Source organism: Brevibacillus sp. YAE8, assembly GCF_057543335.1.
In genome coordinates this window covers 180,002-195,299 of sequence record NZ_BAAIYG010000003.1, presented here as the reverse complement: position 1 = coordinate 195,299, position 15,298 = coordinate 180,002, and the positions used below count along the sequence as shown (strand labels likewise).

The window sequence follows — 15,298 nt, the reverse complement described above, 5'->3', positions numbered from 1 at the left end:
GTTCACATATGGCAAATTTGCAAGAAGCAGTAGCGTTTATCGAACCAAAACTGGCGGAAAAGCCGACGATCGGGCTGGTATTGGGTTCCGGGTTGGGCGTTTTGGCCGATGAGATCGAAAATCCGGTCGTCATTCCGTACCACGAAATTCCGGGCTTCACCGTGTCCACGGTAGTCGGACACAAAGGGCAGCTCGTCATCGGCAAGCTGCAAGGCAAACAAGTAGTGGCGATGCAAGGCCGTTTCCACTTCTACGAAGGCCACGGGCTGGATGCAGTCGTTTTCCCGATCCGCGTGATGAAGCTTTTGGGCGTGGAGACGATCATCGTGACCAATGCGGCGGGCGGCATTAACGAAGGTTACGATCCGGGCGATCTGATGCTGATTTCCGACCATATCAACATGACTTTCCGCAACCCGCTGATCGGGCCAAACGACGACGAGCTGGGCGCGCGTTTCCCTGACATGTCCGAAGCGTACTCCAAAGAGCTGCGCCAACTGGCGCATCAAGTAGCGTCCGAGCAAGGCATCAAGCTGCGCGAAGGCGTGTACGTAGGATTGCTTGGCCCAAGCTACGAGACGCCAGCGGAAATCCGCATGCTCCGTCTGCTCGGCGGAGATGCCGTAGGGATGTCGACTGTTCCGGAAGTGATCGTCGCGCGCCACATGAAAGTAAAAGTGCTGGGCATTTCGTGCATCAGCAACATGGCAGCAGGCATTCTCGAACAGCCGCTTTCGCACGACGAAGTAATGGAGACGACCGAAAAAGTAAAAACGCAGTTCCTGGCATTGGTCAACGGCATCGTAGCCAAACTGTAAAGAACAAGGCGGAGGGGATTTTCTATGCGGATGGTCGATATGATTGCCAAAAAGCGTGACGGCGGCGAGCTGACAACCGAGGAAATACAGTTTCTCGTAGACGGATATACAGACGGAACCATTCCTGACTACCAGATGTCCGCCTGGGCGATGGCGGTTTTTTTCCGCGGCATGACAGCGCGCGAGACAGCAGATTTGACACTGGCTATGGCAGGCTCGGGCGAACAGCTCGACTTGTCCTCACTGGCAGGCATCAAGGTGGACAAGCACAGCACGGGGGGAGTAGGCGACAAGACGACGCTTGTCGTCGCCCCTCTGGTGGCAGCAGCAGGCATTCCCGTAGCGAAAATGTCGGGCCGCGGCCTGGGCTACTCGGGAGGAACGATCGACAAGCTGGAGTCGTTTAGCGGCTTTCAGGTAGAGCGCACACGCGAGCAGTTTTTGCAGCAGGTGCGCGACATTGGCGTGTCCGTCATCGGGCAGTCCGGCAACCTGACTCCGGCAGACAAAAAACTGTACGCGCTGCGTGACGTGACAGCGACCGTAGAAGCGGTTCCGCTGATCGCAAGCTCGATCATGTCCAAAAAGATTGCGGCGGGCGCTGACGCCATCCTGCTCGACGTAAAAGTCGGCAAGGGCGCGTTCATGAAAAGCCTGGAAGAAGCGGAAACGCTGGCAAACGCGATGGTCGCAATCGGCAGCCAGGTCGGACGCAAAACGGTGGCGGTCATCAGCGACATGAACCAGCCGCTCGGCTTTGCCGTGGGCAATGCGCTGGAAGTGAAAGAAGCCGTAGAGACGCTGGCTGGCAGAGGGCCAAAAGATTTGACCGAGCTTGCCCTCTCGATTGGCTCGCGCATGCTTGTTTTGGGTGGACTCGTTTCCACTGTTGAGGAAGGCCGCGTCAAGCTGGAGGAACTGATGACGAGCGGCAAAGCCGTGGACAAGCTGGCCGAGATGGTGGAAGCGCAAGGCGGCGACAAACAGGACGTGTACGACCTATCCCGTTTGCCGCAGGCGAAAATCATTCATCAGGTTGTCGCAGAGCAGGATGGCTATGTGGAGGCGATTGACGCCGAAGCGGTAGGGCATGCCTCTGTCGTCCTGGGAGCTGGCCGTCTGACGAAGGAAATGCCGATCGATCTGGCGGTAGGCTTCGTGCTGCACAAAAAGCGGGGAGACGAAGTCCGGGCCGGCGAGGCGCTGATGACGATCCACGCCAACGACGAGCAGCTTTTGCAAAGCGCGCTGGAAGAATTGCGGAATGCCTTCTCTATTTCGACAACAATTCCGTCCGCCCAGCCGCTGATTTATAAAATCATCGAGGCGTAAATCGCGCCTTTTTCTTGAAGGATCAACAAAGGAAAGAGTGTGCCTGCCTGGGGTGCGCACACTCTTTCTGTGTGTAAAAATACAGTTTTTCGAGAAAATATAGTTGATTAAATTGTCATTTTCCTTTTCAATATGAGATAGGAAGTGCTTGTTTGATAATATAAAAAAATTTTTACTGTTCGGCTACACTTTATAATGTTTTATAATTCTACTTGTCAAATTTCGTTGACACCGCTATCATTTCAGATTACTTTTAATGTAACAGACAAATTATTAAAGATTTTTTCGAATTTCGTAAAAAAAGGATGGAGGTTCCCGGAAAAACGTATTTATGAGAAAGCTGGACCATGTTGACAAGCAGATTCTGCAAATCCTCCAGGAAGACGGACGAATCCCGTACACAGAAATCGCGCATCAACTTGGCGTGAGCGAGGGAACCATTCGATCTCGCATTACCCGTCTGTTGCAAGATGGAGTCTTTCAATTCGTTATTCATCCCGACCCGGCAAAGCTTGGGCTGAAAGTACAAGCAATCATCGGGTTGACCACCAAACTCGGTTCACAGAAAAATGTGGCAGAAGAGTTGAGCAAATTCTCTGCAGTCCGGTTTGTGGGTGCATTTAGCGGTAAGCACGACTTGATTATCCAAGCGTGTTTCCATAGCAATGACGAGCTGATCACTTTCGTCAATGAACGACTCTCTCAAATTGAAGGGATTGTAGGCGCGGATGTTTCGTTGGAACTGAAGCAGTACAAAGATTCCTTCTCTATCGTTCACGATGACGAGGTGACCCTGCAGTGAAAGGGGTTGATGCCTTCTAGCCGAAGTCAGGAAGCTTCGGGCCATGTTCGTTTTTTTCGTCCTTTATTTTCTGAAAAAAGACAAAAAAGAAAACGTACGGGGGGTTATTGCGTTGAAAAAGAATGTATTTGCACTTGTAAGCTCGATTGCAGTTTTGGGTACGGCATTGGCCGGTTGCGGTGGCCAGCAAGCTTCCACTCCAGCACAACCGTCGAACAATTCGAGCACCGAACAGCCTGCGGCAACACCAGAGGCAGAGAAAAAACCACAAGTTCTGAAACTGAACCTGCACTCTGAGCCACCTACGGCTGACCCTGGCCTTTCGGAAGACACTACTTCCGCAGCGATTATCCGCGCTACCTTTGACGGTCTCACCCGCATCGGAGAAGACGGAAAGCCTCATGAGGCGGCTGCCGAGAAAGTGGAAGTCTCTGAAGACATGCTGACCTACAAGTTCACCATTCGCGACGCAAAATGGAGCAATGGCGATCCGGTAACAGCGCACGACTTCGAGTACGCCTGGAAGCGGGCACTCGATCCGAAAACCGGAGCAAACTACGCTTATCAGCTCTACTACATTAAGAACGGTGAAAAAGCGAACAAAAACGAAGCTAAGCTTGATGATGTTGGTGTGAAGGCACTGGATGACAAGACTTTGGAAGTAAAGCTTGAAAATCCGACTCCATTCTTCCTGGAGCTGACTGCTTTCCCAACCTACTTCCCTGTTAACAAAAAAGTGATCGAAGCCAACGAGAAGTGGGCTGGCGAAGCGAAAACCCACGTGGGCAACGGCCCGTTCAAAATGGAATCCTGGGAGCACAAAAGCAAGCTCGTGCTCGTGAAAAACGAAAACTATTGGGACAAGGATGCCGTGAAGCTCGATCGCATCGAGTTCTCCATGGTAGAGGACGAGAACACCGAATTGTCCATGTTTGAAAACGGAGAACTGGATTGGGCGGGTGCTCCAATGAGCGCGCTGCCGACAGATGCGATTCCTGCGCTGAAGGAGCAAGGCAAAATTACGACCCAGCCAATCGCGGGTACGTACTGGTACAAGTTCAACGTGGAAAAACCTCCGTTCGATAATGTGAAGATTCGGAAAGCTTTTGCTTACTCGATTAACCGCCAAGCCCTGATTGACAATATTCTGCAAACCGGACAAATCCCGGCAACAGGGGCAGTACCGCCATCCATGGTCCTGAACCCGAACGGCTACTTCAAGGACAACGACCTGGAAACAGCGAAAAAGCTTTTGGAAGAAGGCATGAAAGAAAAAGGCCTGACAAAGCTGCCGCCAATTACCTTGTCGTACAACACTTCCGAAGGTCACAAAAAGATTGCGGAAGCGATCCAAGACCAATGGAAGAAAAACCTCGGAGTAGAAGTGAAGCTGGAAAACAAAGAGTGGAAAGTGTACCTGGAAGACATGCATGCGGGTAACTTCCAAGTAGGCCGTATGGGCTGGTTGGGCGACTTTAACGATCCAATCAACTTCCTGGAGCTGTACAAGGACAAACTGGGTGGAAACAACGATACGCGTTGGGAAAATCCGAAGTTCAAAGAGCTCCTGAACCAATCCGCTCTGGAAGCTGATCCGGAGAAGCGTAAGAAAATTCTCGCAGATGCCGAGCAAATCTTGATGGACGAAATGCCGATCATGCCAATTTACTTCTATACCAACTCTTGGGTACAGAAAGAAAACGTCAAAGGCGTTGTCATTGGCGGTCTGGGAGAAGTCGACTGGAAATGGGCATACGTAGAGTAATCTAACTGAAGGAATCGGGTATTGCGGCAGAGGGTATATGGAAACCCATATACCTTCTGCTATGCAGTCCCTTCCCATAAATACCAGCTCGCAAACAAGCTGGAAAAGAAAAATATAGAGAGAAAAGTTTCAACGCAAGAGATCATTTTTGGGTTATTTACACAGCCGATTTTTGCACTGTGTCGGTAACGTCCGCAGTGTAAAGATGGGACGTGAAAGCAATCAAATCTGTCAAGGGGGTAAATTAGTTGATCCGTTATCTTGGTAAGCGCATCATCTTCATGCTCATCTCGCTCTTCCTGATTGTAACGGCCACCTTCTTCATCATGAAAGCGGTACCGGGTGGACCATTTACATCAGAGAAAAACGTTCCTGATGAGATTAAAGCGGCACTCGAGGCCAAATACAAGCTGAATTTGCCGCTGCACGAGCAGTACTTCGAATATTTGAAGGGTGTCGTTACTTGGGATTTGGGCCCGTCGTTTACAGAAAAATCTTCGACGGTAAACGAAATGATTAATCGCGGTTTCCCTGTATCAGCGCACTTGGGAGCACAAGCATTGCTCTTGGCAATCTTCGGAGGTATTATCCTTGGGGTGGTTGCAGCACTGAAGCATAACAAGTGGCAAGATTATTCCGCTATGGTGATAGCAGTTTTGGGGCTATCCGTTCCAGGTTTCATCTTGGCATCATTTTATCAGTATTTCTTCGCGATTCAATGGGGCCTTTTGCCTATCGCAAAATGGGAAGGCTTCGAGTACACGATTTTGCCATCTCTCGCACTCGCCGCGTCGCCAATGGCTTTTATCGCTCGTTTGACGCGTTCCAATATGATTGAAGTCCTTGGACAAGACTACATCAAAACGGCAAAAGCAAAAGGTCTGCACACCTTTACGATTACCGTGAAGCATGCAATTCGCAACGCGCTCTTGCCGGTTATTACTTACCTCGGTCCATTGATTGCCAACATCCTGACTGGTGCATTCGTTATCGAGCGTATCTTCGGGGTTCCTGGTCTGGGTCGTGAATTCGTATTGTCCATCACCAACCGCGACTACACGGTTATCATGGGGACAACGGTCTTCTACTCCATCATTCTCGTAGTGATGATCCTGATTGTGGACATCGCGTACACCTTGGTAGACCCACGAATTAAACTCGCAGACGCAGGAAGGGAGTAATGTGAAAATGCAGCAATTGACAAAAGAGCATTTTGAACCGATTTCGGTCGATCTTCGCCAAGCAGAAGCGATCAAGCGTCCGAGCCTCTCTTTCTGGGCGGATGTATGGCGTCGCTTGAAAATGAATAAAGTCGCGATGGCTTCCTTGATCTTTATCGTCGCGCTGATGGTATGTGCTGTCGTCATTCCGATGGTGTCTTCCAACGACTATTTCACAACCGATTTGGCTGGCAAAAACAAAAAGCCATCCGCTGAGCACTGGTTTGGTACGGATGACCTTGGACGCGACATGTTCGTGCGGATTTGGTACGGAGCTCGCATTTCCTTGGAAGTTGGTCTGGCTGCTGCCTTCATCGACTTGATTATCGGGGTCATCTGGGGCGGTATTGCCGGTTTCTATGGCGGTAAAGTAGACGAGATCATGATGCGTTTCGCTGATATTTTGTTCGCTATTCCGTACTTGCTTGTCGTTATTTTGCTGATGGTTGTCTTAGCCCCCGGGGTCGGCACGATCATTATCGCCTTGACGATAACGGGGTGGATTGGGATGGCCCGGATTGTGCGCGGGCAAATTTTGCAGCTCAAATCGCAAGAATTCGTGCTGGCAGCGCGCTCCCTTGGTGCTGACAGCGGCCGTTTGATCTTTAAACACCTGATTCCAAACGCTTTGGGTCCAATCATCGTTACGCTCAGCTTGACTGTACCGTCCGCGATTTTCGCAGAGTCTTTCCTGTCCTTTATCGGTTTGGGGGTAGCGGCGCCTGTTGCTTCCTGGGGCACGATGTCCTCAGAAGGTTTGCCTGCCATGAAGTACTATCCGTGGCGGTTGATGTTCCCGGCCCTTTTCATCTCCGTGACCATCTTGGCATTTAACTTGTTTGGTGACGGTCTGCGCGATGCAGTAGACCCACGCCTGCGTAAATAGGAGGGATCATCGTTATGGAACGCATTCTCGAAGTAAAAGACCTGCATGTCTCCTTCCATACGTATGCAGGTGAAGTCAAAGCAGTACGAGGCGTTAATTTTCACGTAAATCGCGGGGAAGCAGTAGCGATTGTAGGGGAGTCCGGTTGCGGTAAATCCGTAACCGCTCAAACCCTCATGAAGCTGATCCCGATGCCGCCAGGCGAGATCAAAAAAGGCGAAATCCTCTTTAATGGACAGAACATTGTCAAAAAGTCGAATAAAGAAATGGAATCCATCCGCGGAAAAGACATCGGGATGATTTTCCAGGACCCGATGACATCGTTGAACCCGACGATGACCATTGGCAACCAGATTACCGAGGGACTTATCAAGCACCAAAACATGAGCCGTGCAGCCGCTCGCGATCGCGCGATTGAGCTGTTGACCATGGTAGGTATCCCGCAACCGGAAAAACGTGTGGAGCAATATCCACACGAGTTTTCCGGCGGGATGCGCCAACGGGCGATGATCGCCATCTCTCTCGCCTGTTCGCCCAAGCTGTTGATAGCGGATGAGCCGACAACGGCTTTGGACGTAACGATTCAGGCTCAGATTTTGGATTTGATGAAAGACTTGCAAAAGAAAACGGGTACTTCCATTATCCTCATTACGCATGACCTTGGTGTTGTTGCTGAGATGTGCGACCGCGTAATCGTCATGTACGCTGGGAAAGTGATTGAAACGGGCACAGTAGATGACATTTTCTACAACCCGCAACATCCGTACACGAAAGGTCTGCTGCGCTCTGTGCCGCGTCTGGACTTGAACCGTGATGAGCCGTTGACTCCGATCTTCGGAACACCGCCGGACCTTCTGCGTCCGCCAGTGGGCTGTGGCTTCACCGCTCGCTGCGAATCGGCTATGCGTGTTTGCCAGGAGATCGATCCTGAGTTGAACGAAATCAGCACGACCCAACGAGCAGCATGCTGGCTGCAGCACCCGCTCGCTCAGAACCGCGCAGGATCGTAGGAGGAGGGTAAACAGTGGATAACCGTGAGACACTCATTGAAGTACGTAACTTGAAAAAGTTCTTTTCCATTGGCGATAATACTCTGAAAGCTGTGAATGATATCTCGTTTGAAATCAAACGGGGGGAAACTCTCGGGGTAGTAGGGGAGTCCGGCTGTGGGAAGTCCACCGCGGGTCGTACGATTCTTCGTTTATATGACGCGACTGGCGGGGACGTCCTCTTTGAAGGCAAAAGCATCATGAATTTGAATCATCAGGAAATGAAGGCCATGCGCCGCAACATGCAGATGATTTTCCAGGACCCGTACGCTTCCTTGAACCCGCGTATGACTGTTGGGGATATCATCGGCGAGGCGCTTGACATTCACGGCCTTGCTACCGGGCAAAAGCGCAAGGAACGCATCCAGGAGCTGCTTTCTTTGGTCAGCTTGAACCCTGAGCACATGAACCGCTTCCCGCACGAGTTTTCGGGCGGTCAGCGCCAACGTATCGGGATTGCCCGTGCGCTGGCTGTAGAACCTAAGTTTATTGTTTGTGACGAGCCGATTTCCGCTCTCGACGTATCCGTTCAGGCACAGGTTGTCAACCTGCTTGAGCAGCTTCAGGAAAGAATGGGCCTGACCTACATGTTCATTGCCCATGACCTGTCGATGGTGAAATACATCTCCGACCGCGTTGCCGTTATGTACCTGGGCAAAATGGTCGAGCTGGCCGAAAGCGACGCTTTGTATGAAAAACCGCTCCATCCTTATACGCAAGCCCTGTTGTCTGCGATTCCGATCCCAGACCCAGAGGTGGAGCGCAACCGCGAGCGCATCGTGCTGCAAGGTGATGTACCTAGCCCAATGAACCCGCCAAGCGGCTGTCATTTCCGCACGCGTTGCCCGAAAGCAATGCCGGAGTGCGCTGCATCTGTACCAGTATGGAAAGAAGTCGAGCCCGGACACTTCGCTGCTTGTCACTTGTACAATTAATCTTTTCATGAAGAAAGCGAGTTCTCGGATGCATCAGACCCGGAACTCGCTCCTTTCATAAAGGGAGGTTTTACCACTTGGAAAACAGGGTATAAGTACAGTTGATAACCTTTTTCAAGGGTATTTTTTTCAAAACCATCACTAGAAAATGTAGGGTATGAAAAGGAGGCAGCATCATGAGCCGATTTTTGTCGCCGAAATGGAAAAAGAAAGGGGCTGGGTTTTCGTTTTCTGGAAAAGGAAACATCAAGAGCCTGCTCGCCACAGAAAAACTGCGGGGCTCCCTGGCAACAAAGATGATTGTCTTTGGCTTGATTCTCGTACTTATCATTATTGGCTCGTTGCAATACATAGCGCTTTCTTTTTCAAAATCTACTTTGCTCTCCATTACTTCCAAGCAAGCGAAAATGCTGGCGGAGCAGCACGCGGCCAGCATGGAAGACTGGATTCAAACAATCGTGAAGTCGACAGAATCGGCTGCCGCCAAGCGCGTCATGATGACAGAGCTGGAGCCGTTGATTATGGAGCAGTTCACGCTGATGCGGCAATCGCATAAAGAAATATCCAAAATTTATTTGATAGACAGCAGCAGCGGGAGGTCGCTCTACTCCCTAACCGGGAAAAACGAGATTGACTTCAAGCAAAAGCAGTATTACCAACGGGTCATGAGTACCGGGAAAACGGTCATTTCAGACGAGGAAATTGTTGAGGGCATTAATAAGAGTTTTCTTTATATTGCGACACCTGTCGGGGAGAAAAACAGCGATACGAGCCGCATGTTCGTCGTCGGATTTACGATTGACCAGATGACGGAAAAAATTCCGGAAATCTCCTTCATGCAAAACGGATATGCGTTTGTCGTTCGGCAGGACGGGCTGGTCGTTGCTCACCAAAACCCGCAAAACAACAACAAGCTGGTGCTCGCAGGGCAGTCGGACTACGAGGAAATGCTGGAGTTGATGAAGCATGACATGAGCAACAGCCTGTTGTACTCCGATCACGGCAAAGATTCCTTCGCTGCCTTTGCGCCGATCCACCTGTTGAAATGGAACGTCGTCCTGTCTACGGGCAGCGATGAAGTGTACGGCGAAGTGAATGGCATGTGGCTGTACTTTGTCCTGTTCAGCCTGCCGATTATTGCGCTGTCGGTATGGGCGATCTGGTGGTTCGCCAAGCGGATTCGCCTCTCGCTGTTTGCGATTGCCAGAGACATGGATCGCATCGGCTCAGGCCACTTCGACGTCCATGTCAACGTAAACGGCAATGACGAGCTGGCGATGGTAGGCCGCAAGATGAACGAGATGGCTGCCGAGCTGCGCAAGCTGATTGCGCTCGTGCAAGGACAAGCAACCCAGTTGAACGTGGCGACAGACGAGCTGACGCAGTTCGCCCAGGACAACAAAGGGGCGATCAGCGTCATCACTGACAACATCTCGACGATCGCGCAACGGGTTTCCACGCAGACGAACGAGGTGCAGGCGACGGCGACGACCGTCTCGGAAATCTCGCAAGGCGTCGAGCAGGTAGCGATCGCGGCGGAGTCCACTTCGATTGCGACGACGCGGACGTTTGAGCGCGCCCAGGGCGGTATGCAACTGGTCGAGGACGTCATTGACACGGTACGCCGCGCGACAGGCGAGGTGGAACGCACAGCCGCGCAAATGCACAGCTTGCGCGAGCGGGCCCGCGAGATTACCAGTATCGTCGAAATGATTACGAGCATCGCCTCACAGACAAATTTGCTCGCGTTGAACGCGGCGATTGAGGCGGCGCGCGCAGGCGAAGCAGGACGCGGCTTCTCGGTCGTGGCGAGCGAGGTGCGCAAGCTGGCAGAAGAGAGCAGCTCCTTCTCCGAGCGCATTGCCGCTATCGCTCACTCGATTAACGATGAAGCGATGGATATGAGCAAGCATATGGACGAAATCGTCACGATGGTAGGCGGCGGCTTGAAGTCTGTCGAGTCTGTGGGCACGACGTTCCAAAACATCGTGGCGGAGATTCAGTCGGCTGCGGAGCAGAGCGAGTCCATGACGGCGACCTCCGAGGAAATGGCTGCGGGCAATCAGGTTGTAACCAATTCGATGCAGCGTCTGGCCAGCATGTCCGACGAAATCAGCGAGTCGATCTCCGGGGTTGTCGAGACGGTAGACGAGCAGTTGAATTCGATTGCGCGCATCAACGAAAATGTGGAACAACTGAAAAAGATGGCAGACGAATTGACGGAAAATGTCAGCCGTTTTGTGATCTAAAACGAATCCCTTCTGCGAAATGCGGAAGGGATTTTTTTTGTGAATATTTTCCTACCCCCTTGGTGAGAATAAAACCATGAATGGAGGGAAGGGACTGCTATGAAACGGATAGGATACTTGGCTTCTTGCTTCATCATGTGTGTGACCATCTTTTCTCCGATGGGTGCGTTGGCAAAAGAAAAAGCAGCTCCGCCAAACAGCGAGATGAATTTTGCCCCGCACGCCTCGTCTGCGATCATGATTGAAGCAGACACGGGAACGGTGTTGTACGAAAAAAATGCAAACGAAAAAATGCCACCCGCCAGCATCACCAAGGTGATGACGATGCTCTTGATTATGGAGGCGGTGGAGCGGGGAGAGCTTAAATTTACCGATAAGGTTAGAACCAGCGAACGAGCAGCGTCGATGGGCGGCTCGCAAATCTTTTTGCAGCCGGGCGAGGAAATGACGGTAGAGGACATGATAAAAGGCATCGCGATCGCCTCGGGCAACGACGCTTCAGTCGCCATGGCAGAGCATCTCGCCGGAACGGAAGAGAGCTTTGTCAACCGGATGAACGAGCGGGCGAAGCAGTTGGGGATGAAAAACACGCATTTTGTCAACTCTAACGGCTTGCCTGCGGAAAATCACTACTCCTCTGCGGCAGACATCGCGATCATGTCGCGCGAGCTGCTGAAGCACGAAGGGATTACGAAGTTTACCGGGACGTACCAGGATTATTTGCGCAAAGACTCGGCAAGTCCGTTCTGGCTGGTCAATACGAACCGGCTCGTCCGTTTTTACGAAGGCGTAGACGGTTTGAAGACCGGCTTTACAGGCGAGGCCAAGTACTGCCTGACCGCTACCGCCAAACGCAACAATATGCGCATCATCGCTGTCGTCATGGGCGAGCCTGACGTCAAGACGCGCAACAACGAAGTGTCCACGATGTTCAACTACGCTTTCACCCATTTCCAGGTGATGCCGATGTACAAAAAAGGCGAGACGGTGGAGTCGCTCACGGTGGATAAAGGGCAGACGCCCAAAGTCAACGTGGTGACGCCACAAGCCGTCAGCCTGCTGATGAAAAAAGGCGAGTCGGCGGACACGTACACGAAAGAAGTCGTCATGAACCGCTCCGTCAACGCTCCACTCTCGAAGGACCAGGTCGTCGGCCATATTTTCATCCGCACGAAAGACGGCCGCGAAGTAAACCGGATTGACCTGTTCCCGGAGCAACAAGTGAATAAAGCAAGCATGTGGGAGATTCTCAAGCGAACCACCAAGGGCGTTTTGATTAGTTACTGACAGACAGCAAAGAAGCGCGAAAAGAATCGAGTTGCCTCGAATGCGATGGCGCGGCTGCTCGATTTTTTTGTTCTTTTGTCGCCTGGCAGGAATTGGTTTGGGCGAAGCAGAAAGAGAGGATTATTCAAGGGAGAAGGAGTGAGTCAGCCATGAGTTTACGGATTGCGATGGAGACCCGGCAGGACGTGCTGGTGATCCGCTTGCAGGGAGAGCTGGACCATCATACAGCCGAAGAGCTGCGCAGCAAAGTGGATGATATTTTGCGTACACCCAACATTCGTCATATCGTACTGAGCCTGGCTGATTTGGCTTTCATGGACAGCTCCGGTATCGGCGTGATTTTGGGGCGCTACAAGCAAATATCCGCCCGCTCGGGGGAAATGTACGTATGCTCGATCAACCCCACCATTTACCGGATCTTTGAAATGTCTGGCCTGTTCAAGGTAATCAAGTTCCGCGAAAATGAAGCAGATGCTCTGCTTGTTCTGGGGGTGGCGTAAATGAAGGTACAGCGCAATTTTATGTCCGTATCGTTTGCTGCACTGAGCCAAAATGAGGCGTTTGCGCGGATTGCGGTCGCTTCGTTTATCTCGCAGCTCGACATCACGATGGATGAGCTGGAGGAGATCAAGACGGTTGTATCCGAGGCTGTCACGAACGCCATCATTCACGGCTACGACGAAAATCCAGAGGGCGTGGTACATATCTCTGTGCGAATCGACGAGGGAGCTGTGGAGCTGGTCGTGGAGGACAACGGAAAAGGAATCGAGGATGTGGAGCAGGCGATGCAGCCGCTTTATACGACCAAGCCTGAGCTGGAGCGCTCGGGAATGGGCTTTACCATTATGGAGAATTTCATGGATTCTTTGGAAGTCGCGACGGCTGTTGGTAAAGGGACAACCGTTCGTCTGACCAAACGCCTGTCGTTTGCCAAAGCCTTGCAAAATTAGGGGTAGTGCCAATGGGTGCCGATATCAAAAATGCGAGTCAACCATTTCTGACCAATGACCAAGTGAAAGAGCTAATCGCCAAAAGCCAGGCTGGAGACACCGAAGCGCGCGAGCTTCTTGTGAACAGCAATATCCGGTTGGTCTGGTCCGTCGTCCAGCGCTTTATCAACCGAGGGTACGAAGCGGATGATTTGTTTCAAATTGGTTGTATTGGCCTCTTGAAAGCTGTGGACAAATTCGACCTTTCCTATGACGTCAGGTTCTCGACGTATGCCGTGCCGATGATTATTGGCGAAATCCAACGGTTTTTGCGTGATGACGGCACAGTCAAGGTTAGTCGATCGCTCAAGGAGACCGCGAACAAGGTGCGACGAACAAAGGATGAGCTGTACAAGCAATTTGGCCGCGCACCCACGATTGCCGAGGTGGCAGACGCCGTCGGAATCACGCCGGAGGAAGTGGTGTTTGCCCAGGAAGCGAATCGGGCGCCTTCCTCGATTCACGAGACAGTCTTTGAGAATGACGGAGACCCGATTACGCTGATCGACCAGATCGCCGACGAAGGCGTGAACAAGTGGTTTGAAAAAATCGCGCTGAAGGATGCGATCAGTCGGTTGAGCGAGCGCGAGCAGCTCATTGTCTATTTGCGCTACTACAAAGACCAGACCCAGTCTGAGGTGGCGGAGCGGCTCGGAATCTCCCAGGTTCAGGTGTCCCGTCTGGAGAAGCGCATTTTGCAAACGATCAAGGATCAGATCGAACACTGATAGCCGAATAGAAGGATGGAAAACACCGAAGCCTGGCGCTTGGGTGTTTTTTGTTTGCCTGTACATGGCAGCCGCAGCCTTTTTTAGGGTATGGCTTTTGGCTGCGGGCACATACTACGGGATAAATGAGCACGTTTTAGGCAGGGAGGAGTTTTCATGAAAGACGCGCTGTTTCTCCGTCTGAGAAAGCGTCTGGCAGTCAAGCCGGAGGCGATGATTACGCTAGGGGATATTTGCCAGCTTTTTTGGGATGGGAAACGCGAGGATGCGTTAAAGCGAATGCCAATCTATCAGGTCAAGCCGACGGACGGCAACTTGATCGTCATCGACATCATGCAGGTCATCCAGAGAGTCCGCTCCGTCTATCCGGAAGTCGAGCTGGAAATCCAGGGAGCGCCGCAAATCATTGTGGAAGTGCTGAACCCGCGGAAAAAAGCGAACCCTGTGCTGGTTGCGCTCGTCTGGCTGCTTTTGTTCATCGGCTCGGGCCTGGCGATTATGAACTTCCACACGGACGTCAGCATGCGCGAGGTGCACGAGCGCATTTTTTATCTCATCACGGGTGAGCAGAGCAAGCAGCCGCTCTGGCTGCAGATTCCGTATTCGATCGGGATCGGCATGGGGATGATTTTGTTTTTCAACCATATTTTCGAGAAAAAAATCAACGAAGAGCCAAGCCCCCTGGAAGTGGAGCTGTTCATGTACCAGCAAAGCCTCGACCAGTACTACATCCAGAACGAGAACAAAGAAAACCAGCGAACGAAGCTATGAGCGTATGGGCATGCGGCTTGCTGGTCTTGATTGGACTGGGCGGCGGGCTTGCGGTGGGGAGCGGGCTTGTCGCCTTCATTACCGTACTGGACATTATCCCGAGGCTGACGCAACTGACCAACGCTCACCGTCATATTCGCGCACTGGAATGGGCCTTGGTGATGGGGGCGCTTTTTTTTACGCTGATTGACTTTTTTCACGTCAAAGCTCATATGCCAGTCGTCGTTACCTCGCTTTACGGGCTGTTTGCGGGCGTATTTGTCGGCACACTGGCTGCCGGCTTGACCGAGGTGCTGAACGTCTTTCCGATTTTGGCGAAGCGGATCAGCATGGATGGCAGTCTGCTGTTTCTGTTGATGGCGGTCGTGTTCGGCAAAGTCACCGGCTCGCTTCTGCAATGGCTCTTGCATCTGTGAATTGGTAAATACCGCTATTCATAGGCAAAGTTTGAAGAAGGAAAGATAGAG

15 protein-coding genes are annotated in these 15,298 nt (G+C 51.8%); all 15 read left to right on the top strand.

Going from position 1 to position 15,298, the window contains the following annotated elements; all coding sequences use genetic code 11:
• Nucleotides 1-8 precede the first annotated feature (8 nt).
• Nucleotides 9-818 (top strand): purine-nucleoside phosphorylase, encoded by an 810-nt coding sequence (locus AC27IT_RS06380; protein WP_005827361.1) that lies wholly within the window; start codon nucleotides 9-11, stop codon nucleotides 816-818.
• Between the two features lie 24 nt (nucleotides 819-842).
• The gene (locus tag AC27IT_RS06375; RefSeq protein WP_005827363.1) at nucleotides 843-2,150 is read left to right on the top strand and encodes a pyrimidine-nucleoside phosphorylase; all 1,308 of its coding nucleotides are present in this window, start codon (nucleotides 843-845) and stop codon (nucleotides 2,148-2,150) included.
• A gap of 331 nt (nucleotides 2,151-2,481) precedes the next feature.
• Complete coding sequence (locus AC27IT_RS06370) at nucleotides 2,482-2,952, top strand: Lrp/AsnC family transcriptional regulator (protein ID WP_005827364.1); 471 nt, start codon at nucleotides 2,482-2,484, stop codon at nucleotides 2,950-2,952.
• A gap of 112 nt (nucleotides 2,953-3,064) precedes the next feature.
• Nucleotides 3,065-4,717, top strand: coding sequence for a peptide ABC transporter substrate-binding protein (locus tag AC27IT_RS06365; RefSeq protein ID WP_487091677.1), 1,653 nt, complete (start codon nucleotides 3,065-3,067; stop codon nucleotides 4,715-4,717).
• Between the two features lie 248 nt (nucleotides 4,718-4,965).
• Entirely contained in the window at nucleotides 4,966-5,898 is a 933-nt protein-coding gene (locus AC27IT_RS06360) for an ABC transporter permease (RefSeq protein ID WP_005827367.1), read from the top strand.
• Nucleotides 5,899-5,905: 7 nt separating this feature from the next.
• On the top strand, nucleotides 5,906-6,823 hold the full coding sequence (locus AC27IT_RS06355; RefSeq protein ID WP_005827368.1) for an ABC transporter permease: 918 nt from the start codon (nucleotides 5,906-5,908) through the stop codon (nucleotides 6,821-6,823).
• A 14-nt stretch (nucleotides 6,824-6,837) separates the two neighbouring features.
• Nucleotides 6,838-7,833 (top strand): ABC transporter ATP-binding protein, encoded by a 996-nt coding sequence (locus tag AC27IT_RS06350; protein WP_005827369.1) that lies wholly within the window; start codon nucleotides 6,838-6,840, stop codon nucleotides 7,831-7,833.
• Nucleotides 7,834-7,847: 14 nt separating this feature from the next.
• Complete coding sequence (locus AC27IT_RS06345; protein ID WP_005827370.1) at nucleotides 7,848-8,807, top strand: ABC transporter ATP-binding protein; 960 nt, start codon at nucleotides 7,848-7,850, stop codon at nucleotides 8,805-8,807.
• 176 nt (nucleotides 8,808-8,983) lie between these two features.
• Complete coding sequence (locus AC27IT_RS06340; RefSeq protein WP_005827371.1) at nucleotides 8,984-11,056, top strand: methyl-accepting chemotaxis protein; 2,073 nt, start codon at nucleotides 8,984-8,986, stop codon at nucleotides 11,054-11,056.
• Nucleotides 11,057-11,155: 99 nt separating this feature from the next.
• Complete coding sequence (locus tag AC27IT_RS06335) at nucleotides 11,156-12,343, top strand: D-alanyl-D-alanine carboxypeptidase family protein (protein WP_005827372.1); 1,188 nt, start codon at nucleotides 11,156-11,158, stop codon at nucleotides 12,341-12,343.
• A 149-nt stretch (nucleotides 12,344-12,492) separates the two neighbouring features.
• On the top strand, nucleotides 12,493-12,843 hold the full coding sequence (gene spoIIAA, locus AC27IT_RS06330; protein WP_005827373.1) for an anti-sigma F factor antagonist: 351 nt from the start codon (nucleotides 12,493-12,495) through the stop codon (nucleotides 12,841-12,843).
• Nucleotides 12,844-13,293: an anti-sigma F factor gene (gene spoIIAB / locus AC27IT_RS06325; protein WP_005827374.1), complete on the top strand. Its 450-nt coding sequence runs from the start codon at nucleotides 12,844-12,846 to the stop codon at nucleotides 13,291-13,293. It begins immediately after the preceding gene.
• 11 nt (nucleotides 13,294-13,304) lie between these two features.
• Nucleotides 13,305-14,060, top strand: coding sequence for an RNA polymerase sporulation sigma factor SigF (gene sigF, locus AC27IT_RS06320; RefSeq protein WP_005827375.1), 756 nt, complete (start codon nucleotides 13,305-13,307; stop codon nucleotides 14,058-14,060).
• 156 nt (nucleotides 14,061-14,216) lie between these two features.
• Nucleotides 14,217-14,831, top strand: coding sequence for a stage V sporulation protein AA (locus AC27IT_RS06315; RefSeq protein ID WP_005827376.1), 615 nt, complete (start codon nucleotides 14,217-14,219; stop codon nucleotides 14,829-14,831).
• Entirely contained in the window at nucleotides 14,828-15,247 is a 420-nt protein-coding gene (locus AC27IT_RS06310; protein ID WP_007785524.1) for a stage V sporulation protein AB, read from the top strand. Before AC27IT_RS06315 ends, AC27IT_RS06310 begins: the two co-directional genes overlap by 4 nt.
• Nucleotides 15,248-15,298: the final 51 nt, after the last annotated feature.